Source organism: Acetobacter sicerae (assembly GCF_011516765.1).
Classification (GTDB): Bacteria; Pseudomonadota; Alphaproteobacteria; order Acetobacterales; family Acetobacteraceae; genus Acetobacter; species Acetobacter sicerae.
In genome coordinates this window covers 20,885-45,748 of the sequence record NZ_JAAABN010000013.1, presented here as the reverse complement: position 1 = coordinate 45,748, position 24,864 = coordinate 20,885, and the positions used below count along the sequence as shown (strand labels likewise).

18 protein-coding genes are annotated in these 24,864 nt (G+C 59.3%); 12 read left to right on the top strand and 6 right to left on the bottom strand.

Translation table 11 applies throughout. The annotated features are described in order from the left end of the window. Window positions 1-61: 61 nt before the first annotated feature. Together GVI59_RS13595 and GVI59_RS13590 are read left to right on the top strand one after the other, a co-directional pair. On the top strand, window positions 62-538 hold the full coding sequence (locus GVI59_RS13595; protein ID WP_338422105.1) for a TadE/TadG family type IV pilus assembly protein: 477 nt from the start codon (window positions 62-64) through the stop codon (window positions 536-538). Continuing rightward, a complete protein-coding gene (locus GVI59_RS13590; RefSeq protein ID WP_338422104.1) occupies window positions 535-1,086 on the top strand; it encodes a TadE/TadG family type IV pilus assembly protein in 552 nt (183 codons plus the stop codon). Before GVI59_RS13595 ends, GVI59_RS13590 begins: the two co-directional genes overlap by 4 nt. Window positions 1,087-1,108: 22 nt before the next feature. Here GVI59_RS13590 and GVI59_RS13585 read toward each other — a convergent pair whose 3' ends face one another. Next, entirely contained in the window at window positions 1,109-3,052 is a 1,944-nt protein-coding gene (locus GVI59_RS13585; RefSeq protein WP_173574778.1) for an OPT family oligopeptide transporter, read from the bottom strand. Between the two features lie 232 nt (window positions 3,053-3,284). Between GVI59_RS13585 and GVI59_RS13580 the strand changes: the two genes are divergently transcribed. From GVI59_RS13580 to GVI59_RS13565, 4 genes are all read left to right on the top strand, one after another. After that, complete coding sequence (locus tag GVI59_RS13580) at window positions 3,285-5,705, top strand: mechanosensitive ion channel family protein (protein WP_242013109.1); 2,421 nt, start codon at window positions 3,285-3,287, stop codon at window positions 5,703-5,705. Window positions 5,706-5,751: 46 nt separating this feature from the next. Next, complete coding sequence (locus GVI59_RS13575; protein ID WP_173574744.1) at window positions 5,752-6,591, top strand: SDR family NAD(P)-dependent oxidoreductase; 840 nt, start codon at window positions 5,752-5,754, stop codon at window positions 6,589-6,591. 130 nt (window positions 6,592-6,721) lie between these two features. Further along, entirely contained in the window at window positions 6,722-9,466 is a 2,745-nt protein-coding gene (locus GVI59_RS13570; RefSeq protein WP_173574743.1) for a M16 family metallopeptidase, read from the top strand. 63 nt (window positions 9,467-9,529) lie between these two features. Beyond that, on the top strand, window positions 9,530-10,321 hold the full coding sequence (locus tag GVI59_RS13565; protein WP_173574742.1) for a class I SAM-dependent methyltransferase: 792 nt from the start codon (window positions 9,530-9,532) through the stop codon (window positions 10,319-10,321). Window positions 10,322-10,439: 118 nt separating this feature from the next. Here GVI59_RS13565 and GVI59_RS13560 read toward each other — a convergent pair whose 3' ends face one another. The 5 genes from GVI59_RS13560 to GVI59_RS13540 form a co-directional block, all read right to left on the bottom strand. After that, the gene (locus GVI59_RS13560) at window positions 10,440-11,813 is read right to left on the bottom strand and encodes an ABC transporter ATP-binding protein (protein WP_173574741.1); all 1,374 of its coding nucleotides are present in this window, start codon (window positions 11,811-11,813) and stop codon (window positions 10,440-10,442) included. Between the two features lie 97 nt (window positions 11,814-11,910). Beyond that, window positions 11,911-13,635 carry an ABC transporter permease subunit gene (locus tag GVI59_RS13555; protein WP_173574740.1) on the bottom strand — a complete coding sequence of 575 codons (1,725 nt, stop codon included), beginning with the start codon at window positions 13,633-13,635 and terminating at the stop codon, window positions 11,911-11,913. 60 nt (window positions 13,636-13,695) lie between these two features. After that, window positions 13,696-14,160 (bottom strand): dUTP diphosphatase, encoded by a 465-nt coding sequence (gene dut / locus GVI59_RS13550; protein ID WP_173574739.1) that lies wholly within the window; start codon window positions 14,158-14,160, stop codon window positions 13,696-13,698. 40 nt (window positions 14,161-14,200) lie between these two features. Then, the gene (locus GVI59_RS13545; RefSeq protein WP_173574738.1) at window positions 14,201-15,610 is read right to left on the bottom strand and encodes a bifunctional phosphopantothenoylcysteine decarboxylase/phosphopantothenate synthase; all 1,410 of its coding nucleotides are present in this window, start codon (window positions 15,608-15,610) and stop codon (window positions 14,201-14,203) included. Window positions 15,611-15,613: 3 nt separating this feature from the next. After that, window positions 15,614-16,432, bottom strand: a complete 819-nt coding sequence (locus GVI59_RS13540) for a class I SAM-dependent methyltransferase (RefSeq protein ID WP_173574737.1) — start codon at window positions 16,430-16,432, stop codon at window positions 15,614-15,616. A gap of 28 nt (window positions 16,433-16,460) precedes the next feature. Between GVI59_RS13540 and mutM the strand changes: the two genes are divergently transcribed. The 6 genes from mutM (at window position 16,461) to gyrB (ending at window position 24,742) form a co-directional block, all read left to right on the top strand. Continuing rightward, window positions 16,461-17,396 (top strand): bifunctional DNA-formamidopyrimidine glycosylase/DNA-(apurinic or apyrimidinic site) lyase, encoded by a 936-nt coding sequence (gene mutM, locus GVI59_RS13535; RefSeq protein WP_173574776.1) that lies wholly within the window; start codon window positions 16,461-16,463, stop codon window positions 17,394-17,396. A gap of 102 nt (window positions 17,397-17,498) precedes the next feature. Further along, a complete protein-coding gene (gene rpsT / locus GVI59_RS13530) occupies window positions 17,499-17,768 on the top strand; it encodes a 30S ribosomal protein S20 (RefSeq protein WP_173574736.1) in 270 nt (89 codons plus the stop codon). A gap of 541 nt (window positions 17,769-18,309) precedes the next feature. Then, complete coding sequence (dnaA, locus tag GVI59_RS13525) at window positions 18,310-19,716, top strand: chromosomal replication initiator protein DnaA (protein WP_173574775.1); 1,407 nt, start codon at window positions 18,310-18,312, stop codon at window positions 19,714-19,716. Window positions 19,717-19,869: 153 nt separating this feature from the next. After that, window positions 19,870-20,994, top strand: a complete 1,125-nt coding sequence (gene dnaN / locus GVI59_RS13520; protein ID WP_010666414.1) for a DNA polymerase III subunit beta — start codon at window positions 19,870-19,872, stop codon at window positions 20,992-20,994. Window positions 20,995-21,025: 31 nt separating this feature from the next. Then, window positions 21,026-22,162, top strand: coding sequence for a DNA replication/repair protein RecF (gene recF, locus GVI59_RS13515; protein WP_173574735.1), 1,137 nt, complete (start codon window positions 21,026-21,028; stop codon window positions 22,160-22,162). 138 nt (window positions 22,163-22,300) lie between these two features. After that, window positions 22,301-24,742, top strand: a complete 2,442-nt coding sequence (gyrB, locus tag GVI59_RS13510; protein ID WP_173574734.1) for a DNA topoisomerase (ATP-hydrolyzing) subunit B — start codon at window positions 22,301-22,303, stop codon at window positions 24,740-24,742. The last annotated feature ends 122 nt before the right edge of the window (window positions 24,743-24,864 follow it).

Below are 24,864 nucleotides of genomic sequence, written 5' to 3'. Positions count from 1 at the left end.
GGCTCGCCACCTGCTGCTGTCTGGTCAGATGAAAAGAGGGATATCCGATCAGAAAGGGGTTGTGGCAGTTGAGTTTGCTCTCATCTGCGTGCCTCTTTTCGCACTGATGCTGTCCGCGCTGGTCATGAGCGTCGTCTATTTTACGCAAAGCGCACTCGACGCCGTTTCCGATGAGATGTCACGAGAGCTTCTGACGGGACAGGCTCCAGCATCGGGGAATGCGGGCGAATTCAAAAATCAGGCCTGTGCGATTCTGCCAGCATACATGAGCTGTTCCAATCTTCTGGTGAACGTGCGTTCCGTCAGCAGTTTTGCAGACGCCAGCACGACAGCGCCGCAGCTGTCGTTTGATTCCTCCGGGGCGGTGACGAACTCCATGAGTTATGATCCGGGCACCGCCGGCAGCGTTGTCGTGTTTGAACTGATGTACATGCTGCCTGTCCTGAAAAATTTCGATGGATTTGCTGCGGCAACGCTCAACAACGGATCGCGGCTGATCATTTCGACGTCCGTGATCAAGGTGGAGCCTTCTTCGTGAGGTTCCGGGCTCTATTCCTTCGGGCGCGGGAGGGCGTCGCAGCCGTTGAGTTCGCTCTCATGGCGCCCATTCTGCTGATCATGCTGATTGGTGGCACCGCTCTGGAGGAAGCGGTCGTGGTGTCGCGTAAAGTGACGGCCGCATCTCACTCCCTTGCCGACGTGACGACGCAGTATACCACTGTGGCGGAGACGGATCTGGCTCTGGTGCTGCAGGCATCCACGCTGGTGCTGGAGCCATATCCCTCTGCCTCCGCCAAAATGACGGTCTCGGAAATCATGGTGGCGTCAGGCGGAGGCAGCGGGACGGTGGTCTGGAGTCAGGCCCTCAACACAGATCCGCGTGCCGTAGGCTCGAGTGTTTCGATTCCGAGTGGTTCCACCACGGCAACTTCCAGCGGTACATATCTGATTCTGGGGGAGGTCTCGTACAATTATACCCCCCGTGTCGCAAACAACATCGTGCCGGGCATTACTTTCTACCAAAGTCTTTTCATGGTGCCCCGGCGCTCCACGTCAATTCCCTTGGAATCGTCGTCGTCAGATTGATGGTTTCAGGAGAAAGGCGTTCTCACAAAGTCGCAGATTTCAGAATGCGGCGGGCAAACCACAGACAGACAACGCTAAAAACCAGCAGACCGGCAATCCCATTCCAGGGAGCAGACAGGCCTCCGCCGATCGCCAGGACTCCATCATTCCCGCTCAGACCGGACACGGCGGCAAGAGCAACGCCCGTCAGGCTTTCTCCCACAATCAGTCCGGAGGCGATCATGGTGCCTTCGTCTGACTGTTCTGTCCGACGGGAAGCGGCCTTTTTCACAACCCACCCGAGACAGGCCCCGACAGCGAGCGTTGTCGAGACGGAGGGAGGCAGATAGATGCCGATCCCGACGGCCAGCGGCGGCAGGGCCAGCCTGCGGAAACGCAGTATCCGGTCCAGCGCCACCAGCGCCATGCCGATGGCGGCTCCGATCGAGAGCATGCTCCAGTCGAGATTCTGCCTGAAAATTCCAGAAGCGATCATGGTGACGATGGCGGGCTGAGGAGCCGCGAGAACATGCGTCGGATCCATTTCCGCCCGTGGCATGGCTCCGGTAAAGCCATAGGCCTGATAAAGCAGGTTCAGCACGGGAGGCACGACAAGCGCGCCAACGGCGCATCCCAGCAGGAGGACGCCTTCCTGTCGCCACGGGGATGCGCCGACCAGTTGCCCCGTTTTCAGATCCTGCAAATTGTCATTGGAGATGGAAGCCGCCGCCACAATTGCTGACAGGATGACCATCGCAAAGGCGATGGCCAGATGGTGATTGTCGGCGGCAAAGACCGACGGAAGCAGTGCGAGATGTTCCATCAGCATGAGGAGCGAGCAGACCAGCACGGTCGCCAGCAGCACAATGCCGGAGATGGGAGAGGACGATGATCCGACCAGTCCCGCCATATAGCCGCAGGTCGCGGCCGTCAGAAAACCGAACACGCCGAGAAAGGCCGTGCCGAACAACGCAGGCACGACAAAATGCGAGGTGAAGGGATAGAGAAAGAGGCTGAGCAGCAGAAACAGGGCGACTGATAGCAGCGTGCCTGTCACCATGATTGTGCGGGGAGACAGATCTTTCCCGCCATCTTCGCTGATCGCAGCGTTCCCGAGAGCGCCTGTGATGCCTCGGAATACCGGAAGAGCGAGTTCTCCAAGCGTCCAGAGGGAGGCTGTGGCGATGGCTCCGGCACCGATGAATCTGACCTTGTGCACCCAGACCGATGTTGCGAAGGATGCGGCGTCAAGATGGTCCGTGTTGGGCGTGATGGAGGTCAGCCAGGGAACGGCCACGATCCACGACAGCACGTAGCCGAACAGCATCGCCAGCCCTCCCGCCGCGCCGACAAGATAACCCGCGCCCAGAAGTGCGAGGGAAAAGCCGGTGGACAGGCGGAAAACACCAGATCCCAGAGCGAAGGTGGTGGTCGCGCTGTCGGCGAGGAGACGCAGTCCTCCCGATGCAAAGGAAACTGCGCCGGATACGGCAGCGCCACTGATCAGGGCGGTCAGACCGCGATGTGACGTCTCACCGGAAGCGCTTTCATGGCCGGCGCGCAGGATTTCAGCGGCAGCGACACCCTCAGGGTAGGGGAGAGGACTGTCGTTCACGAGAGCCCGACGCAGCGGAATGGTGAACAGAACGCCGGCCATTCCGCCGACAGCCGTCAGACCCGCCGTTTCCAGAAAAGGAAAATGGTTCCAGTGCCCGATCAGGATCAGGGCAGGGAACACGGCGAAGACGGTCGAGATGGTCCCGGCGGCGGAGGCCTGACTCTGGACCATGTTGTTCTCAAGGATGCTCCCGCCTCCCAGCAACCTCAGGACGGCCATGGAAATCACGGCGGCCGGGATTGAGGAGGCGAAGGTCAGCCCGATTTTCAGGCCCAGATAGGTGTTGGAGGCAGTGAAGACGACGGTGATCAGAGCGCCCAGAACAAGGCCACGCACAGTCAGTTCGCGCGACGTATCGGAATGCGGCATCGGGCCTCCCAGCCAGACAGAAGGAAAATCAGCGCCCAAAGGCGCTTGTGCGCACGTCGCAACGGTCATCGTGAGACTGTCTCATCATGGCGAAAAGACGAACCTGTGGGAATGACCGATGGCTCGAAGCGAACGAAAATGCTTTCTGTGAGTTATCAATGAGATCATCTGATGTGTGTGACCCATGGTCTGCGACATCGGTGCGAGTGGGAACGGGCAGGCAGGGTTATTGATGTTTGGGATACGTACGCAGCGGGATGGTGAACTCTTTCGGTTGAAAAATGGTCTGTTTCTGAGTCTCATCCTGTGGCTGATGGCGCTGTTCATGATGTCTCCGGCATTTGCGGATAACGCTCCGGATCAGGACTCCCTCATTGCCGTGCCTGCGACCGTTGTCTCTGACAACGCCCTGAACGGTCTGGAAACATCCATTCGGAATGTTTATCAGGCCCGAATCGATGTGAAGAAAGCGACCGGTGTTCACAGGATCACCGTGAACGAACTGGCGCAGCAGGCGGCGGCGGACGAGGTTGCTGCGCAGGGCATGGTGACCAAACTCGAACCATACGAGAAAACCTACAAAAATCTTCTGGATGTTCTCGGGACGGCTCCCGCGAAAGACGCACCGGCGGAACCGGCTTCAATCACCCGGCAACGTCAGCTGATCCTGCAGGCTCAGAATGATCTGCATAGCCGCCTTATGCGCGCGCGCCTTTATGCGCTGGAGGCGCATGCCCTTGCGGAAATCCTCAGCCAGCGGACGGATGCGGTGCAGCAGGCCCTGCTGTTCCAGAGCTTCGCATCTCCTGTCACACCGACATTCTGGGGACATGTGTCGAACGAATTTCCGGCGACCGAACAGAGCGTCATGACTCTCTACTCGGAAACCCTCAGAACGGTTTTTCAGGATTTGCGCGGTTGGAGGATCGCCGCTCTGCTTGGGGCTTTAGTCGCCATTGGCAGTCTGATCACGGCGCCGTTTTTTCTTTTGCGTCAGGTCAGACGGGCCGCCGCCAGAATGTTGCCTGACGGAAGGTTGCGTCGCGTCACGGCTGCCGCCATTTTCGCGCCGCTCTGCCTCATTTGCGCCACGCTGTCCGCTGCTGTTCTGTGGCTGGGCGCGACAGACGGGGACATGCCGGATGGAAGCGCCCTCTCCAGTATGGCGAGCATGATCAGCACGCAGATTCCGCTGGTTGGCTTCATTCTGGGGGCTGGGTTCGCCACGCTTTCTCCCACCAACCCGGACTGGCGGGTGCTCCCGATCAGCGACAATGCGGCGAAAGCGCTCCGCTGGCATGTGGTGTGGTTCGCGCTGCTGATCTTCTTCCGGGGCGCGCTACGGTATTTTGATATGGAAGCTGGGCTGGGCCAGACGACGGTGCAGTTGCTGGACGCCGGCTTCATCCTCCTCGCCGCCCCGCTGCTGCTGTCGATCCCGCTCCAGATCGAACGCCATCCCGCTCCGATCGCGGAAGGTGGTGTTGTGCGTCAGGGCATGCTGGGGCGGGTGACGCGGGTGCTGCTGGCCCTTGTCTCTGTTTTCAGCATCATCGCCATGCTGATCGGCTATATTCCGTTGGGCTATACGATCCTGTCATGGGTCTGCTCCATGGTCATCACGCTTTTTGGCCTCGCGCTGGTCTATTTGCTGGTCAACGATTTCTCCAAGACAGAACTGCTGAGCACCGGCCGGATCGGTCGCTATTTCGTTTCAATGGGCCTGCCGGATCGGATCATTGATCAGATGATGACCGTCATGTCCGGCCTGTTCAGCGTCTTTCTGCTTTTCGTCGCCGTTGCCGTGGCGCAGTCCGGCGGCGATTTCGATTTCAACGTGATTTTCGGGAATATCGGCAAGGTCGTGCTTGGGCAGAGCATCGGTGGTGTCACGCTCTCGTTCGATGTTTTGCTGAAATGCCTCGTGATTCCGATTGCCGGACACTATTTCATCAAAATTGTAAGACGCTGGCTGACGAAACGCCTTTTTCCCACCACTGCGCTGGATAAAGGCGGACAGACGTCGATCCTGACAATTTTCACCTATGCTTCATGGATCGGGATCATTCTGATTGTCATGTCGTCCATCGGCGTGACGGTCAGCAGCATGACATGGGTCGTCAGCGCCCTGTCGGTCGGTATCGGTTTTGGTCTTCAGTCGATTGTGCAGAATTTCGTGTCCGGCATCATTCTTCTGGCCGAGCGTCCTGTGACCATTGGTGATCTGGTGGAGATCGGAGGCAAGACCGGCGATATTCGTCGGATCAGCGTGCGTTCGACGGACATCGGACTGTCTGACGGCTCGACCCTGATCGTGCCGAACTCGCAGTTCATCACCTCCGCGGTCAGAAACGCCACGTTCGGTCGTCCCACCGGAGCCATGTCGTTCACCGTCGGTCTTCCTGTAGGCACGGATCTTTCGAAGATCATTCCCATGATGGCCGCAGTGCTGGAAAAGGTGGATGGGCTGCTGACGAGTCCGGCTCCTTCCGTCACGATTGCGGACATCCAGTTTGACAAGGTGGTCGTGAAGATTTCCGGCACGACTTCCTCCCCCCGGAGTGTCGATGGTATTGCAAACAAGGCCCGTCTTGCGGTGTGGGATGCGCTTGAGAAAAATGGAATAGTCGCCAGTCAGGAAAGCAGCGGCTAAGGTGTGCTCCGACCGGACATACAGCCCGGTTTTTCAGGGACGGATTATGACCAAGGCGACTGATTTCTGCGAAACACCGCGCTCCGGGGCGCAACTGCCCCGTGCGGTTGTGACCGGAGGATCAGGGGGAATCGGGCATCTTGTCGTTCGTGACCTGCTCGGGCTTGGTTATGAAGTCGTGGCGCTCAGTCGTCGTGCGCCGCCGCTGTCTGATCCACATCTGTCCCACATTGTCTGCGATCTGGCTGATACGGCCGACATTGAGCGCGCCGGTTCGGAAATCGTGAAGGCAAACGTGCCCATTGCGGCTCTGGTTCACTGTGCTGGAATCATTGAGCCGGGAGCCATTGAAGGTCTGAAGGCGGATGCCCTTCAGAGACAGCTCGCCGTCAATCTCACGGCGCCTGTTTTTCTGACTTCTCTTCTGCTGCCAGTCATGAAACGGGGAGGGCATATCGCGTTCGTCAACTCGTTGGCGGCAGTTTATCCGCTCCCCGAGAGTTCTGTTTATGCTGCGGCGAAAGCGGCCCTGCGCAGTTTTGCGCTGGCGCTGACGATCGAGGTCAAGCCACGGAAAATTTCTGTGTCGTCGGTCTTTCCCGGTGCTGTGGACACGCCGATGCTTGAGCAGGAGATGCAAAGCGGCGGCTCGGTCCTGAACTTCGTCAATCCGCCTGCAACGCCCGAAAGCGTAGCGGCGACGGTCATCAGAGCAATCAGCCGCTCTCATGGAGGGGAATATTTCCGGCCCGCGATTGACGGAATATTCGGACGGATCTGCATGTGCTGGCCGGAACTTTTACGTTTCGTGCTGCCTCTCTTTACCTGGATCGGAAAAAGGGGCGTGAAAAAGCATGAACGCTTCAAAAGAAGGTCCGGCTGCTGACGGGGGCTGCTTTTTTCTCTTCATGAAGAATATTTCATGACCGGATTTTAGAAGACTCCAAGAGGTGACAGATCAGTCCGCAGCCTGCATGATCCCGCGCAGTTAGATGCTATGGGATTGCAACTGCACGATGTTTTTCAAGACCTTCGGCTCATTTCGTCCATTCTTCTGCGCTGCGCTGCTCGCCGGAACCACACTCGGCGGCTGTATGACGGAAGCCGGTATGGTGAGCGGGGTTGCGCTGTTCCCTCAGGCGCTCGCCCGTGCGCCGGAAGCCCCCATCAGGCAGGCGCCGTCAGTCACCAGAGCCACTCTGCCGAACGGACTGCGTGTCGTCGTCGTGCAGGACAGGCTCGCGCCGGTCGTGACGACTGAGCTGAATTATCTGGTGGGTTCGTCCGAAGCGCCAGCCGGTTTCCCGGGTACAGCGCATGCGCTGGAACACATGATGTTCCGTGGCAGCAATGGGCTGGACAAGGATCAGCTCGCTGCTCTCGGTGCGCGTATTGGCGGTAGTTATAACGCCGACACGACGGAAGACGTCACACAATATTACTACACGGCGCCCGCCGAGGATCTGGACGTACTGCTGCGGATTGAAGCCCTGCGCATGAAGGGTCTGACCCTGTCCGAGGCTGACTGGGACAAGGAGCGTGGCGCGATCGAGCAGGAAGTATCCCGCGATCTCTCCAGCCCGGCTTATCGGTATATCTCGCAGTTGCAGTCGATCCTGTTCAAGGGAACGCCATACGAACATGACGCGCTGGGAACGCGTCCGTCCTTCAACAAGACGGATGCAGCGCTGCTCAGGAAGTTTTACGAACAGTGGTATGCGCCGAACAACGCCATCCTCGTGATTGCGGGTGATGTTGATCCGGAAGCGACGATCGCCAGGATCCGGGATATTTTCGGTACCATCCCCAGCAAGACATTGCCCGAGCGCACGCCAGTAAAGCCCGCACCGGCGCCCGCGCAGACACTGACCTTCCCCACGGATTATCCAGTAGGTTTTGCGACAATCGCTTTCCCGATGCCGGGTCAGAATGCGAAAGACTTCGCTGCTGCTGATATTCTTTCCGATGTTCTGGCCAGTCAGCGTGGTGCGCTCTACCAGCTTGTGCCTGCGGGTAAGGCGCTTTTCGCCGGATTTGAATTTGCGCCGAAGAAATCTGCCGGTTTCGGACTGGCTCTTGCCGCGTTCCCGAAAGGTGGCGATTCCAGCAAGGTTCTGACGGATGTTCGTACCATTCTGGCGGACATCCGGAAAAACGGTGTTCCAGCCGAACTTGTTGAAGCGGCGAAGACCAAGGAAATCGCCCAGCTCGGTTTCTCGGCCAATTCCGTAAGCGGGCTTGCCGAAAGCTGGTCGGAAGCGCTGGCCTTCAAAAATCTTCAGTCACCTGACGACATGATCGCGGCCTATCGCGCCGTCACGCCGGAAGATGTCAACCGGCTGGCCGCACAACTGCTGGACCCGGATCGTGCCGTGACGGCCATCCTGACGCCGGAAAATTCCGGCAAGCCGATCGAAGGCAAAGGGTTTGGCGGGGCTGAATCGTTCGCCTCGGCTCCTGACAAACCGGTCAAACTGCCAGACTGGGCTGAAAAAGCGCTGGCCCGTCTCGATATTCCGGAACCGGCGAAAGCGCCGGTAGTGCAGACGCTCCCGAATGGTCTGACCCTGATCGTGCATCCATCGCACGTCAGTCAGACAATCGAGGTTGCTGGTCTGATCCGCCATAATTCGGACCTTCAGGAACCTCAGGGCAAGGAAGGGGTCTCCGACGTTACGGAGGAACTGTTCGGCTACGGCACGCAGAAACATGACCGTCTGGCGTTCCGCAAGGCGCTCGACGATGTGCCTGCGTGGGAAAGCGCCGGAGCGGAATTTTCGCTGCGTGTGCCATCGAACAGATTCGAACAGGGCATGAGCCTGCTTGCTGAAAATGAACTTCAGCCAGCCTTCCCGGATCAGGCCTTCCAGATCGTCAGGCAGCAGGCGGCGCAGGAACAGGCCGGGCAGTTGCAGTCACCCGGCTATCTCTTCAGTCGCGCCATCATGGGCGCAGTCTCGCCAAAGGGTGACCCGAGCCTGCGTGAAGCCACTCCGAAAACATTGATGGGTCTCTCGCTCGATGACGTGAAAGCCTATTACGGCGCTGTCTGGCGGCCGGATATGACGACCATTGTCGTAACCGGCGATGTGACGCCGGGACAGGCGCGGACCGTCGTGGAGAAGACATTCGGGTCATGGAAGGCGACGGGTCCGAAGCCCGTTGTCGATCTGTCGGCAAGGCCGGACAGCAGGACTTCGCGTTCCCATGTCCCGGACAAGAGCAACGTGCAGGATACGGTTGTTCTGCCGGAAAGCCTCGGACTGACGCCCACCAATCCGGATCATTTCCTGCTGACGCTGGGGAATGAAGTGCTGGGTGGCGGTTTCTCATCCCGCCTGTATCGCGATCTGCGTGTGAAAACGGGCTATGTCTATTCCGTCAGCAGCAGCTTTGACTGGAGCCGCAATCGTGGCGCCTATTCGGTGTCCTACGGCGCTGATCCGGACAAGGTCGGCGATGCGCGGAAAGCGGCGCTGCGGGACATTCACGCCATGCAGGTCGCTCCGGTGACCGATGATGAACTGACTGTCGCCAAATCCTCGCTTCTGCGTGGTATTCCGCTGGGCCGCGCCAGTCTTGCAGCGATCGCAGGCGAATATCTGCGTCTGATCGAACTGGGTCTGCCTCTCGATACACCCGATATTGCCGCGCATGCCTATTACAAGGCGACAGCCGCCGATGTGCAGGCGGCCTTCAGCAAGTGGGTCAGACCTGACGATCTGTCCGAGATTGTCAAAGGACCTGAGCCACGCTGGTAAGTTTAAGGAAATGGCCCTGCTTCACGTTGAAGCGGGGCTTTTCTGTTCGGGAGGAGATAAAAAATGCGCAGAAAAATCATCATGTGCTCACTCATGGGGCTGCTGGCTGGAACGGGCCTGAGCGTCTCGCATACTCTACAGGCACAGCCTGCCTTCAAGGGAAGTCAGGTCAGAACATTGCCGATTGCAGCAGCGCTTTCTGACAGGGATCGTCCTGCTTCTGATCGAGCACGGGACAAGGTCCGCAAGCCGGCTGAACTACTGGCGTTTGCCGGAATGGGACCGGGCATGAAAGTTGCGGATCTCATGCCCGGACAAGGTTATTTTACCCGTATTTTCAGTAATGTTGTTGGGAAGTCAGGGCATGTCTATGCACTTGTCGCAGCAGAGCGGGTCGCTGAAAAACCCGATGCCGCCGATGCGGTGAAAGCGATCGCAGCAGATCCCGCATTCCCCAACGTCTCGGTTCTGACGGAGTCAATGCAGGCCCTGTCGCTTCCTACATCCGTCGATATGGCCTGGACTTCCCAGAACTATCACGATGTTTACGGTCGGGGCGCTGAAGCTGCGCTGGCTTTCGACCGGTCTGTCTTCAATCTTCTGCGGCCCGGTGGCGTGTATATCGTGATTGATCACGTGGCGGCCTCCGGTAGCACGCCGGATACCGCAAAGACATTACATCGTATTGATCCCGCCCTGATCCGTTCTCAGGTGGAAAAGGCTGGCTTTGTTTTTGAAAGTGAGAGCAGCGCCCTGCGGAATGCACAGGATACACATTCCGCTTCGGTCTTCGATGAGACCATAAAAGGACACACGGATCAGGTTGTTTACAAGTTTCGCAAGCCTGCGCGATAAAATAGGTATCTTGTGAAAAGCGATGATCAGGGCGTGCCGCGTCTGGACTGCGCAGCACGCTCTGATCAATTGTGCAGGACGTGTCACTGCCTGTTTTGAGCAGCACTTTCCTTAAGTTTCAGGTCGCGCTGCCCTTGTTCAGAAAAAGCTGGTCAGATTCTTCGTTGTAATCAAACAGCTCCGCGTAGCGTGCCCATGAGATAATGGTTTGCAGGGTCTGCTGCGCATAAGCGGCGGACATGCTTTCGCCCAGTTCATCCCGGAACCGATCTGCGCCGACCGTATGGCTTGGACGTTCATCCAGAACGGCGCAGATGGTTTTGACCAGAGGCACGGCGTTGAGCAGGGCGTGACGCAGGATCGTTTTGCGCTCGTCAAAATCGCTTTCCGCAAAACGCTGGGCTTCATGTGTCAGCAGCAGATCACCGTCTTCAACTTCTGCGAGTTCGAGGATTTGCAGCGCCTCGACAAGAGGAAACAGATCGTCGAGTTCTAGATGCGCTTTTGCGGCAAGAAGTGGAAGATCGGCCCGACCGTTTACGGGAGGGGCGGCCAGCGCCTCGATCAGCCCCACCATACTGCCTACTGAAACAGCCGCAATCGGGAGATGCTGTGGCTGGACAGTCTGCACGACCGTCATGTCAGGCAGATCGGCTTCCGAGATGACTGGCGTGCGACGTGTCATCAATGTGTAGATATAATCAACGATTTCCAGAAACGAAGGATCATCGCGCAGGCGGGGGTGAGCAAGAGGAACGATAACTTCATGCTCAATGCGGCCGGGGTTGGCCGCAAAGACAAGGATGCGGTCACACATCAGCACGGCTTCCTCGATACTGTGTGTCACCATCAGTATCGATTGAACTGGCAGTTTTTTCTCGCACCACAGTTCGACAAGATCCGTGCGAAGATTTTCTGCTGTCAGAACATCAAGCGAGGAAAAAGGCTCATCCATCAGGAGAAGATCGGGATGAACCGCAAGAGCGCGCGCCAGTCCGGCCCGCTGGGAAAGGCCGCCGGACAGTTCGTGCGGCCATGCGTTTTCATAACCGCCAAGACCGATCAGATCGATGGCTTCTTCCGCCCGCAGTTCCCGGTCTTTTCCCTTCATGCCATCGGCTTCCAGCGCCAGTTCGACATTGTCCTGCAGGTTCAGCCATGGAAACAGGGAGGGGGACTGAAACACCATCGCCAGTCCGGCTATGGGACGTTTCAGCGGAGTGCCGCGCCAGAGCACTGTGCCGCTGCTGGGAATGAGAAGACCGGCCATGATGCGCAGCAGCATCGACTTCCCCGATCCGGAGCGACCGAGAAGCCCGACGATTTCACCGGGTTTCACATCCAGAGAAACCCCATCGAGAATCTGAACGTCCGTTGAGGAATCCCGATGATAGGACTGTCCCACGTCGCGCAGCGATAGCAGCGGCGTCTCAGACTTCGGTGCAGAGGAAGGTTTTTCTTCCAGAGAGGGCAGCGCGTCAGCGGAAAACATGGTGCTTATCCTGCACATTGATGTCTGGAAATCATCTGATGGCAGCCTAACAAGTCATCTGGGGTAGAAAAACCCCGAATACAGTGAGAGCGCATGATCAGGGCATCTCCATCGCCTGTCCGGCGGTGCGGCGTCTGACGTAAAGACCCAGAGGTCGCCAGATCAGCGCTTCACTCGCCATGGCCAGCAGCGTCATGACCATGACGCCAAGCGAGGCCTGCGCCATGTCGCCTCTGCTGGTGGCGTCGATGATGGACCGGCCGATCAGACCGTGTTCGGAAATATGACTGCCCCATAACGTCATGTCGGCAGCAATGACGGCGTTCCAGCCCCAGAAGAACGCCCTGTGGACGCCTTTGAGCCATGACTGCGCCAGACCGGGCAACAGGATGGTCCTCCATCTGAGCCATCCCCGTATGCGATAGGCGCGTGTAACTTCCTGTAGGTTCCGCGGGAAATCCCGGACGCCGATGAGCAGATGGAAGGCGAGGAAAAACGGCAGTCCGACAAACAGCAGAGGTGACAGCGCAGATTCAGGTCCGACCAGAGCGACAACAAGCGGAAACAGAAGAACCGCAGGAAAAAGCGTCAAAAACCGGAAAACCGGTAGGATCGGATCAGCCCAGCGCTTCAGACCAACGGCGATGGGAAGCAGAACAACGGAGCAGATGCCCAGCGGCACAAGCAGCGTCAGCATCTCGCCGATCCCGAGGAGTCCGGCTCGCAGCCATTCGTCGGGATCGGGAAGGCCGTCTGGCGAAGCTGCACAGGCCAGAAGACCTGCAACACCCAGAAAAGCCGGGATAATCAGCGCGATGATCCGTGGGGTTTTCTCGGGATCATCCAGCACTGTGGCCCGTGGTTTGGGACCAAGCGGCAGGTTGCCGACAATCCTCAGAAATCGTGACCCATCGGTGAGCATGCGTCCGATCAGAGGAACATCTCCGAAAAGAGCGGACGCGGAACGTCCGGGAGAGTTTTTGTCAAAACGCTGCCCCCATTTTTTCATGGGACGGACAATCAGAAGGTCCGTGACCATGACAAGGCATCCCGTGACCAGAAGTGTCAGCGTGAAACCCATGGAGGCATGGTTTCTGATGGAGGACACCGCGTAGCCGCCCAGTCCCGGTGGGAGAGGCAGGTCCTTCATGCCCGCATAGACTTCGGCGAAAGTCAGGCCCAGCCAGACATTCGGCATGGCGCGCCCGATGCTGCGGACAACCGCAGGCAGGCCGAACGGCGCGTAAAGCCTCCAGAAAAGCGGCCAGGGCCGGAGGCCGAAGCTGCGCGCCGCCAGCACAAGGTGAGACGGCACCTCCTGATGGGCGCGGATGGCTGCGTCCATCATGGGAAAGGTGAGTGCGGCGAAGGCGGGAGCCCCGATCAGAACCTCGCCTGCGAGCGCATGTCCGGTAAGCCAGCCATGGACGCCGAAACAGACAGGCAGGACGAGCACCATGAATGCTGGAATCGGGACCGCCTGCACGATTTCAAGGAGTGCGAGCGCCACCCGTCCGGGTTTTTCCCGTCCAAAGACCAGCGCCGCACCGGCGAGCGCACACAGAAAGGAAACAGCGAACCACATCACGGCGCGCGCAGCTGTTACGGCCAGTGCGAAAGGTAACGCGGTAAGCGGTAAAGCCTGCGAGGGTTGCTGCGTTCCGGAAAAGACGATGCCGAACCATGTCGTGGCGTTGGAGCCGAAGCCCAGCATGACGCCCACAACACAGAGCATCGCCACAATCATCGCCAGACGAGGAGAGTCGTGACTGACTCTTCTGGTAAATCCTGCCGCATCGGCGAAAAAGGAGGTGCTGCTCATCGGAATATGCGGCGTCTGACGCGGTATCGTCCGGTGGGACAGGGTCGTTTCATGTCATTGTCAGGAAGAGTGCGTGCCTGTGCTGCCAAAGCCACCAGCGCCACGTTCCGTCGCCTCAAGGTCATCAACCTCATTCCATGCAACCCGAAAAACAGGAGCAACGACCGCCTGTGCGATCCGCATGCCCCGTTCCACCGTAAAGGCTTCCTGTCCGGTGTTCATCAGAATAACGCATAATTCACCACGATAATCTTCGTCTATCGTGCCGGGTGAATTCGGCAGGGTGATACCGTGCTTCAGGGCAAGGCCGGAGCGGGGACGGATCTGCAACTCGTAACCGGCCGGCAGGGCGATGCAGAGCCCCGTTGGAATCAGGGTCCGTTCCCCGGGAGGCACAGTGACCGTGCTGTCGACAGCGGCGAGAAGATCCATGCCCGCGGCACCGGCGGTGGCATAGGATGGCAGGGGAAGCCCTTCCGAGCGGGGCAGACGCCGGACGGCGACCTGAACAACCGGTGCGTTCACAAAAAGAGATCCGTTTCAAAGAGTGGTGGAGAAGGTTGCGTCATTGACGGGCTTCTTCCGTGGTTGCAAGAGCTGGAGCCCCGAAACGGAGGGCGATACGTCGGGCCAGATTGAGCGCGAGAGTCGTTTTGGCCATCAGCGGCCAGTGCTCCACGCCATCTTCAGTGATCAGGATAACCCTGTTTTCCGTTCCGCCCATGACATTCGTGCCTGCCGAAACGTCATTGGCGACGATCCAGTCGCAGCCCTTGCGCTGACGCTTGGCGATGGCGTTGGCCTCGACATCATCGGTTTCGGCGGCAAAGCCGACCACCAGCGTGGGGCGGGTCTGGCCCGGTCGGGAAATGCGGGCGAGGATATCCGGATTCGGTTCGAGGACGAGGGACGGTGGGGGCGAGCCGGCCTGCTTCTTGATCTTGGACGAAACCGGGTCCGCCACACGCCAGTCGGCCACAGCCGCCGTGCAGACAGCGATGTCAGCCGGAAGCGAGCTCATGACGGCCGCTTCCATCTGCTGCGCCGTTTCAACCCGGATCAGGGAGACGCTGGAGGGAGCAAGCAGAGAGGTTGGCCCGCTGATGAGCGTCACCTGCGCGCCCAGATCGGCAAGCGCACTGGCGATTGCGTAGCCCTGCAGGCCGGATGAGCGATTGCCGAGATAGCGCACCGGATCAATCGGCTCATACGTCGGTCCGGCCGTCACCAGCGCATGTTTGCCGACCAGAGGATGCCAGTGTGACGAAGTTTCGGGGGATGCCCCCTGTTCACGGTGAGACAGAGACCCGTTGCGCAGGTTGACAACGGAGGCACAGGAAGCCTGCATGGGCGGAGTCTGAGAACACGAAACAGACGAAGAAGGGGGCTCACCGGAAGGGCTGGAGGAAGCCGTCTCAAGCTGGGCGAGAATGGCGTCACACAGGACCGTCGGTTCCACCAGACGACCAGGTCCGTATTCGCCGCACGCCATTTGGCCGTCGTCGGGGCCTACGACAATTACGCCCCGCTGCTGCAACGTGTGTATGTTCGCGCGCGTTGCCGGGTGCTCCCACATCCGCACATTCATGGCTGGCGCCACCATGACGGGGGTATCGGTCGCCAGCAGCAGGGTACTGGCCAGATCGTCAGCGAGGCCGGACGCCATTTTGGCCAGAATGTTGGCCGTGGCAGGCGCGACAACCACAAGATCCGCCGAACGGGAGAGGGCGATGTGCCCCATTTCCTGCTCATCGGTCAGGGAGAACAGGTCCTGATGGACGGGTTCACCACTCAGCGCCTGTAGCGAGAGCGGTGTGACAAACTCACTCGCAGCGCGGGTAAGGACACATCGGACTCCAACCCCCGCCGTTTTGAGAAGGCGAACCAGTTCGAGCGCTTTATAAGCCGCGATCCCGCCGCTGACGATGAGCAGAACCCGCCGGGGCGGTTGCGTCTGGGTCGTCGCGGCGGCCATCGATCAGAGTCTCCAGCCGGAATGGATGGCGGCAATCCCGCCTGAGAGCGACTGGTAGCGGACATGGGAGAAACCGGCTTCCCGGAACATGTCGGCCAGCGTTTCCTGATCGGGGAACATGCGGATGCTCTCGGCCAGATACTGGTAGCTGTCACGATCCTTGGCGATCAGCGATCCCATTGTGGGGAGAACCTTGAACGACCAGGCGTCGTAAATTGGCGCCAGAGCGGCCACCTGCACGCGGGAGAATTCGAGGCACAGGAAGCGCCCGCCCGGCTTGAGCACGCGACGTGCTTCCCGGAGAACGGCCAGTTTATCCGTACAGTTGCGCAGGCCGAAAGAGATGGTCACGCGATCCATGCAGCGGTCGGGAAGCGGAATCTGTTCCGCGTCCACCACGCAGAAGGACAGGTCGGACACATAGCCGCGCGAGATGGCGCGATCCCGACCTACAGACAGCATGCTCTCGTTGATGTCTGTCATGATGGCTGGCCCACCACCGCCGGCAAGCCAGCCGAACGTCACGTCGCCGGTGCCGCCAGCAAGATCAAGCAGCTTCAGGCCGGGTTGCGGCGCGAGCTCGGCGTTGAAAATCCGTTTCCAGACTCGATGGACCCCCAGAGACATGAGGTCGTTCATCACATCATAGCGACTCGCCACACTGTCGAAGACCGCCCGGACGAGAGGTTTCTTCTCTTCTCTGGGCACAGCGCGGAAGCCGAAATCGGCGGTGTCGTCGCCAGCAGTCCCGGGGGTAGTCCCGGTGGAATGCGGTGCGGCGTGGAGGTCATGAAGGGGGCTGGGGGGGGCATTGTCGGTCATGGCTGCACTCTATAGCGTGTTTAGCGTCATGCCAGAACTCCCCGAAGTAGAAACCGTGATGCGTGGAATGATGGGACGCCTTCTTGGCGAACGTATCCACGCCATCGTCGTGCGTCGTCCAGATCTCCGCTGGCCTCTGCCCCCGGGTCTGGGACAGGCACTTAAAGGCCGGACAATCGAAAGTTTCCGTCGGCGGGGGAAATATATTTTCATCCGTGTTTCCGGTGGCCAGTCAGTCCTGCTGCATCTCGGCATGTCTGGCCGGGTGATGTTGGATGACGCCGATGCAACGCTGGAAGTGGGGGAGGGCAAACTGCGTCACGAGCACGTCGCCTTCACCACGGAGGGCGGGCAGCGTTTCGGGCTGGTCGATCCGCGTCGGTTCGGCGCGCTCGATCTTGTCGAGACGGACGCCGAGGATGAGCACCCTCTGGTTGCGGCCATGGGACCGGAGCCGTTCGATCCCGCCTTCACCGCTGATACTCTGCTAAGAGCCTTCTCGGGCCGGCGCAGTCCGGTGAAAGTGATGCTACTGGATCAGCGGATCGTGGCGGGGCTGGGTAATATCTATGTGTGTGAAGCCCTGTTCCGTGCGCGTATCCATCCGGAAACGCCCGCCGGTCTGCTGGGGCGGCCAGTACTGAAGCGGCTGGTCGTGGCTATCCGTGCGGTGTTGCAGGAAGCTATCGACGCTGGCGGTTCCAGTTTGCGGGATTATGTCCAGCCCGATGGTGAACTGGGATATTTTCAGCATGCCTGGCGTGTTTACGGTCGTGCCGGACAGCCATGTCCGGACTGCAGGGGCAAGTCAGGTTGTCCGGGTGTGGCGCAGATCACGCAGGCCGGACGCTCCACGTTTTTTTGTCCACAACAGCAGCCCGCTGTGGATAATCCGGCTCCGGTGAGTGTGACTGCAGGCAACAGGCAGGGCAGAATCTCGCGGAAAAGCAAGAACTCTGCTTGACGCGCGGGCTTTCGTTGGCTTAGAGAACCGCACCTAATTCAGCGCGGCCGCTTTCGGGTGGAGCGCGTATAACCATATCGACTTCTGGATCAGATAGACACAATGGCGAACATCGCATCTGCCCGTAAGCGCATCCGTCAGACGGAGCGCCGCACTGCCCGCAACACAGCTCGCATGTCCCGCATGCGCACCTTCCTCAAGAAGGTCGAGACGGCCATTGCAAGCGGTAACAAGGAAGAGGCGAACGCAGCCCTGAAGGTCGCTCAGCCGGAAATCCAGCGCGCAGCAACCAAGGGCGTGGTGCACCACAACCTTGCGGCTCGCAAGATCTCCCGTCTGTCTGCCCGTATCAAGGCCATCGCAACGGCCTGAAGACCTGCATCAGCCGTTTTCCTGAAGCAGTCTGCTCTTCTTTCAGCATCTTCGATGCCTGAGAAATAAGCCGGATTTCCGTAAAAGGAGTCCGGCTTATTTTTGCTTTATCGTCAGGTCGCGCATTGTTGCTGAGTGAGGAATGGTTTCAGAATAAATGGTGATTTTGTATGCAGGTTTGCGGGCATAAATGCGTTGCTTTCACGGGCGCGTTTGCCTAGTCTGGCAACTTCGCTGGGGCCGCGGATGTCCGTCCTTCCCTTGAAACGGGAAGGCTGTTCGCGAACTCGGTATCCTGCCGTCAAACGGCTGTTTTTGTCCGAAATAAACCTCGGGATTGTCCCCGAAGGTGTGCTTTGCCGCATGATGCGGGCGTGTCTTTATGTTTGATCGCCGAAGTTGCTGGAATGGTCCTGCCGGGCCGCTCTGATCCGGCAATGATCGGGGAAGTGAGTGTGCAGAAACAATGCCGGTAACCCCATCCTCCGAAATGCCGTTGAGTTCAGATGAAGGTGCCGGATTGCAGTCTGCTTCAACTGGTATGTCCGGTCTGCTCACAGAAGCATGGGACAGAATTTCCGGTCGTATGAGATCGGAGGTCGGGGACGTTGAGTATCGGACCTGGCTTCAGCAGATCGTTCTTGGACCTGTCGATGGTGATGAAGTCACCCTCATGCTCCCCACACGCTTTCTGCGTGACTGGGTCCGGAGTCAGTATGGTGACCGGCTGAGCACGCTGTGGAATCAGGAAATCCCGGCCATCCGCCGTGTCGAGCTTCAGGTCATGCGTCCGGGTGATGCCGCCGCGCCGTCTGCTGCTCCGGTGGATGGGGAAGGGGACAAACCTGCTGCTGCTGAAGTGACGCCCGCTCCGGCGGCCCGGTCGTCTGCCCCAGCCGAACGTGTTTCCGATACGAGAGCCGACCTCGCTGCTCCGCTCGACCAGCGTTTCACGTTTGATACGTTTATCGTCGGAAAGCCCAACGAATTCGCTTACGCCTGCGCGCGCCGCGTGGCCGAGAAACCGTCCAGTGTCGGCTTTAATCCGCTGTTTCTGTATGGTGGCGTTGGCCTCGGTAAGACGCATCTCATGCATTCCATCGGTGCTGAGCTGTTGCGTCGGGGTGGTATTTCGGTGGCGTATATGTCGGCCGAGAAGTTCATGTACCGCTTCATCGCCGCCATCCGCTCCCAGTCGACTGTCGAGTTCAAGGACCACCTGCGCTCTGTTGATGTGCTGATGATCGACGATCTTCAGTTCCTGATCGGCAAGGACAATACGCAGGAAGAATTCTTCCACACCTTCAATGCGCTGGTCGATGCGGGGCGACAGATCGTCGTGTCCGCGGACAAATCGCCGTCCGATCTATCCGGTCTGGAGGATCGTCTGCGGACGCGGCTTGGCTGTGGCATGGTCGCGGATATTCACGCGACGACATTTGAACTGCGCATCTCCATTCTGGAGGCGAAAGCCACCGCCTCCGGCGTAGTTGTTCCGGGTAAGGTGCTTGAGTTCCTTGCGCACAAGATCACGACCAACGTGCGTGAGCTTGAGGGTGCGCTGAACCGCCTGATCGCTCATGCCAACCTGTTCGGACGCCCGATCACGCTGGAATCCACGCAGGACGTTCTGCACGATATCCTCAAGGCCCATGATCGCCGGGTGACGATCGAGGAAATCCAGCGCAAGGTTTCCGAGCACTGGAACATCCGTCTGACCGACATGTCTTCCGCCCGTCGTGCCCGTGCGGTGGCGCGTCCCCGGCAGGTCGCCATGTATCTGGCCAAGCAGCTGACCAGTCGTTCCCTACCGGAAATCGGACGTAAATTCGGTAACCGTGACCACACCACCGTCATGCATGCTGTCTCACGCGTGCAGGAACTGATGGAGCGGGATACGGCGTTCGCCGAGGATGTCGAGCTTCTGCGCCGGATGCTTGAGAGCTGACGGGCAGAAAACACGCTGTTCCATAAAGAAAACCGGACTCCGACTCTTTGCCCCGGGCGTGTCCCCTGCTAGATTGCCCGCCTTGATTTCCGATCTGCTTGATCAGGGTTGGAACGCGGAAACAATGTCCGCAGGACAGGGGAACTGGTGTCGATGAAGTTTACGGCCGATCGCGCAACGCTGCTCAAGGCTCTTGCACATATTCAGAGCGTTGCCGAGAAGCGGAACACAATTCCCATCCTCGCCAACGTGCTGATTGACGCCAACAACGGCCATCTGAGTCTGACAGCCACAGACATGGAAATTGCGGTCGTTGAGGAAGTGCCTGCTGAAATCCACACACCGGGCGCGGTCACAGCTCCTGCGGCCGTGCTGTACGAAATCGTCCGCAAGCTGCCGGACGGCGTCGAAGTTGAACTGAGCCATCCCGGTGGTGAAGCGCAGCTTGACCTCCGCGCCGGTCGCTATACGACGCGTATGAACGCGCTGCCGGTGGATGATTTCCCCTCCATGGTGGCCGGTGATCTCCCGCATCAGTTCAAGCTGAACAGCGGCGTGCTGAAATCCCTGATCGACCGTTCCCGCTTCGCCATTTCCACGGAAGAAACCCGTTACTACCTGAACGGCATCTACATGCACGTCACAGAGGGTGAGGCGGGCGGTCTGCTGCGCGCCGTGGCTACAGACGGACACCGTCTGGCTCGTGTCGAGACCGAGGTTCCTGCCGGGGCTTCCGGCATGCCGGGCGTGATCATCCCGCGTAAGACCATTGGTGAAATCCGCAAGCTGCTGGACGAAGCGCCGGATGAGGTGGATGTTTCCGTCTCTGATACCCGTATCCAGTTCGGGGTAGGGTCCATAACACTGACCTCCAAGCTGATCGACGGCACGTTCCCGGAATATCAGCGTGTCATTCCCTCTGGGAACAATCGCACCCTGCGCGTCGGCAAGAAGGATTTCTCGGATGCGGTCGGTCGTGTCGCGGCCATCAGTCAGGAACGCTCGCGTCCCGTGAAGCTGGTGCTGTCACGTGATCTGCTCATCCTCTCCGCCACAAGCGCCGATCAGGGCACGGCGAAGGAAGAGCTGGACGATACCCGTGTCACCTATGACGGCGACGACATGGAGATCGGGTTTCAGGCCCGCTACCTGAACGACATCACCGATCAGGTGAGCAAGGATGTCGAGTTTGTCTTCGCCGACAGTTCGGCTCCGACCATCGTACGCGACGTGGACAGCCCCTCGGCGCTTTACGTTCTGATGCCCATGCGGGTCTGATCTGGACCATTTCTTCTGACCGGTCGCAGCCATGACGTCTCTTGATCGTCTCGTTCTGGCCGGTTTCCGGAATTATCGAAGGTTTGTATGGGAACCTGAGCGCTCACCGGTTGTGATCACCGGTGAGAACGGCAGCGGCAAGACCAATCTTCTGGAAGCATTGTCGCTGCTGGTTCCCGGACGTGGCCTGCGCGGGGCCAGAAATGCCGATCTCCCCTTGCGGGAAGCATCCGATGAGCCAGTTCTGCCCGGCTGGGGCGTCACCGCCCGTTTTTCAGATAACACCAGCGATTTCGAGGTCTCCACCGGTATGGAGGCCGGGCAGTCCGGTGCGCGCAAATTTCTGCTCGACGGCGTGCAGATGCGCGCACGAGACGTTGCAGCGGCCAACCTTTCCGCTGTCTGGCTCACCCCGCAGATGGACCGGCTGTTTGGTGAGAGCGCGAGCGGACGCCGCCGCTTTCTCGATCGTCTTGTGGTGGCGATGGTGCCGCAACACGCGCCTGAACTGGCCGCCTGCGAACGGGCGACGGCGCAGCGGAATCGTTTTCTGTCCGAAGGACGGACGGATGATGTCTGGCTGTCGGGGATCGAGGACGCCATGGCGCGACATGGCGTGGCCGTTGTCGCGGCAAGGCGGGAGATGGTGTCGCGCCTGAACCTCATGGGTGCTGATCCGCAGGGAGCCTTTCCTTCTGCTCACCTTTCATTGCTCTGTCCCATCGCTGTCCGGCTCGATAATGAACCGGCGCTTGCGGTGGAAGACTGGTTGCGGAGCGTTCTGCGGGAAGGCCGCGCAGCGGACAGGCAACGTGGTCATGCGATTGTCGGAGCGCATCGCAGCGATTTCACACTCCAGGATCTCGATACGGGACGACAGGCGGCGGAGGCCAGTACGGGACAGCAGAAGGCTCTTCTGATCGGCATCATTCTGGCGCACGCCCGCCTGATGGGTGAGGGGGGCGGAACCGCGCCGATGCTTCTGCTTGATGAGCCTCTGGTTCATCTTGACCAGCGGCGGCGGGAGGCCTTGCTGGCGACGCTGCTCGATTTTCAGACGCCGGTTCTGTTGACGGGAACGGACTGCTCTCCCTTCGCGCCACTGACAGATCAGGCCAGTTTCGTCACGCTCCGGGACGGCCAGCTTGTCACGGCGCACACTGACTGAAAAATACGCCGGGAAAAGGCGGAAAAACCTCAGATGAAGGCGTGCATGGCCACCTCACATGCTGGTCGTGACCGCGATAAGAGGCTATAAACAGTCTCCGCTGCACCATATGCGAACGACCGGAGTACTCATCCCGTTATGACCGAAACTTCCAGTTCTGTTTCTTCCGCCGAAAATGACGACTACGGCGCGTCCTCCATTTCGGTGCTCAAGGGACTGGACGCAGTACGCAAACGTCCGGGCATGTATATCGGTGATACGGATGACGGGTCCGGCCTTCACCACATGGCCTTTGAAATCATTGATAACGCCGTTGACGAGGCGCAGGCAGGGTTCGCCACGCACTGCGAACTGATTCTGAACGCCGATGGCAGCGTGACCGTAAGGGATAACGGGCGCGGCATCCCGACTGATATGCATGAGGAAGAAGGGATCAGTGCGGCGGAAGTCGTTCTGACGAAGCTTCATGCAGGCGGAAAGTTCAACCAGAATTCCTACAAGGTCTCCGGCGGTCTGCATGGCGTCGGCGCTGCGGTGGTGAACGCCCTGTCCGAGTGGATGGAAGTGCGCATCTGGCGACAGGGACTGGAGCATGTGATCCGCTTCGCCCACGGCGAGCGTGTCGAGCCTCTCACGGTCGTTGGGCCGTCGGATGAAGAGCGCGGCACTCAGGTGACGTTCAAGCCAAGCGCTGCGACATTTGCCAAGACAATCTTTGAATTTCCCGTGCTGGAGCGCCGTCTGCGTGAGCTGGCGTTCCTGAATTCCGGTTTGAAAATCACTCTGCGCGATGAACGTACGGAGCCTTTCAAGGAAGAAGTCTTTCATTATGACGGCGGCCTGATCGCATTCGTGGAGTGGCTCGACCGCGCCCGCACGCCGATCATCGTTCCGCCCATTTCGGGCAGTCTCGAAAACCCGGAAAATGGCATCAAGGTCGAGTTCGCCCTGACCTGGAACGACAGCTATCACGAGACGATGCTGTGCTTCACGAACAACATTCCCCAGCGGGATGGCGGTTCGCATCTGGCCGGTTTCCGGCAGGCGCTGACACGCATCGTTGGCAAATACGCCGAAAGCATAGCGAAGAAAGATTCGGCTTCGCTGGTGGGCGAGGACATGCGCGAAGGTCTGACCGCCGTGCTGTCGGTGAAAGTGCCTGATCCGAAATTCTCTTCACAGACCAAGGATAAGCTGGTTTCGTCCGAGGTGCAGCCAGTCGTGCATACGGCTGCTGCCGACATGATCGGTCACTGGTTCGAGACGCACCCGAAAGAGGCGAAGCTCGTTGTCGCCAAGGTGCTCGATGCCGCTTCCGCGCGTGAAGCGGCCCGGCGTGCCCGCGAACTGACCCGTCGCAAGGGTGTGCTGGATATTTCCTCACTGCCCGGCAAACTGGCTGACTGTCAGGAGCGCGACGCTTCCAAGGCCGAAGTCTTCATCGTTGAGGGTGACTCCGCCGGTGGAACGGCCAAGCAGGGGCGTGATCGTCGTTTTCAGGCCATTCTGCCTCTCAAGGGCAAGATCCTGAATGTCGAGCGCGCACGGTTTGACCGCATGCTCGGTTCAGCTGAAATCGGCACGCTGATCACGGCGCTCGGAACGGGCATCGGGCGAGGCGAGGCGGATCAGGGCGGCTTCGACATCAGCAAGCTCCGCTATCATCGCATCGTCATCATGACTGACGCTGACGTGGACGGCTCGCATATCCGCACGCTGCTCCTGACCTTCTTCTTCCGTCAGATGCCGGAGTTGATCGAGAAAGGCTATCTCTACATCGCGCAGCCGCCGCTTTATCGCGCCAAGCGTGGCAATGAAGAGCGCTATCTCAAGGATGATGCAGCGCTGGAGCAGTATCTTCTCGACAAGGCGTTGGGAAATGCCTCGCTGACGCTGGGATCGGGCCGCGTTCTGGAAGGCGCTGATCTGCTCGCAGAGATCAACTTCATGCGGGATGCCTCCCGTGTGATCGGGCGTCTTTCATCCCGTATCCCGCTCTGGGTTGTGGAACAGGCGGCCATTGCGGGAATCTTCAACACCGACCGCGATGCCGCTCTGGCGCAGGTTCCGGAATTGCAGCGGCGTCTGGACGCCGCCTCCCGTGAATCCGAGCGCGGCTGGAAGATTTCGCTCAACGATTCCGGTCTGGAAATGGGCCGCAGCGTGCGCGGGATTGGTGAGACCTATCGCATGGAAGCCTCCACGCTGGCCGGGAATGACGCCCGCTGGCTCGCCGCCAATCTGGAGCGGTTTGTGCGTGATTATTCCAACGGTATTCATCTCAGGCTCGATGCCGGCACGGAAGTCACCGTCGCCGGACCGGCGGAGGCGTTCGCCCGTCTGCTGGCGCAGGGGCGCAAGGGGCTGGCGATCAACCGCTTCAAAGGTCTAGGCGAGATGAACGACGAACAGCTTTGGGACACCACGCTCGACCCTGCGACCCGGACCCTTCTTCAGGTACGCGTCGAGGACACAGAAGAAGCCGGTGCAGTGTTCTCGACGCTGATGGGTGACGTGGTTGAGCCGCGTCGTGATTTCATCGTCGGTAACGCCCTCAAGGTCGCCAATCTCGACGTCTGAGTCTGATTGGTTTTAAAAGGTTTTTTGCTTCAGGCTCTGTGAGGAGCCTGAAGATGAACGGCCTATACTGACTCAAGGATGGGCAGATGGCCCGTCTGTAGTCATTTTTTCAAGCATTCATG